A 947-nucleotide genomic window follows, 5' to 3' on the forward strand; every position below is an offset into this window, starting at 1 on the left:
GCGGGCGCCGTGGCGTACGGCCCCGCGCTCGCGGCCCGGCTGTCCTGGCGCGTGCTGCCGTGGGCCGCCTGGGCGGTGTCAGCGGCGTGGATCTTCTCGCTCGCGCTGGTCGACGGCTGGCACACCGGGATCGCCGCCCGGCTCACCGCCCCCAACGAGTATCTGCGGGTGATCGGCCGCTTCCACGACATCCCGGCCACCCTGCGCGACTTCGACCAGCACATCGTCAGCGGTACGCCCGGCGCCTGGCCCGCCCACATCGCCGGGCATCCTCCGGCCGCCACGGTCACCTTCGTGCTCCTGGACCGGATCGGGCTGGGCGGCGGGGCCTGGGCGGGGACCTGGTGCGTGATCCTTGGCGCGTCGGCGAGCGCGGCCGTCCTGGTCGCGCTGCGGGCCCTGGTGGACGAGCCGACGGCGCGCCGCGCGGCGCCCTTCCTGGTGTTCGCGCCCGCCGCTGTGTGGCTGGGCGCCTCGGCGGACGCCTACTTCGCGGCGGTCGCCGCCTGGGGGCTGGCCTGCCTGGCCCTCGCGGTCACCCGGCGCTCACTCCTGTGGGCGGCCGCCTCCGGCCTGCTGCTCGGCCTGACCCTCTATCTGTCCTACGGCCTGACGCTGATGGCCGTCGTCGCGCTCGCGGTGCTGTGGCTCGGCCGCGCCGGGATCCGCGCCCGTCCGGTGCTCCTCGTCGCGCTGGTGGCCGGACTGGCCGTCGTCCCGGTGGTGTTCACGCTGCTCGGCTTCAACTGGTGGACCGGCTATCACCTGCTGGTGATCCGCTACTACCAGGGCATCGGCGGCACACGCCCCTACGCCTACTGGATCTGGGCCAACCTCGCCTGCACGGCGGTCATCACCGGCCCGGCGACGGCGGCGGGGCTCGGCCGCGCGGGCTCGGCCCTGGCCCGCCGCACCGACCCGGCGGCCGTCCGGCTCGCGCTCCTGGC

1 protein-coding gene is annotated in these 947 nt (G+C 76.0%); it reads left to right on the forward strand.

Features of this window, described 5'->3' with window-relative positions; translation table 11 throughout:
* Nucleotides 1-947, forward strand: a 947-nt coding sequence (locus GTW40_RS02300) for a hypothetical protein (protein WP_161178461.1), incomplete at both ends; no start/stop codon positions are given.

The organism is Streptomyces sp. SID4985 (assembly GCF_009863025.1).
GTDB lineage: Bacteria > Actinomycetota > Actinomycetes > Streptomycetales > Streptomycetaceae > Streptomyces.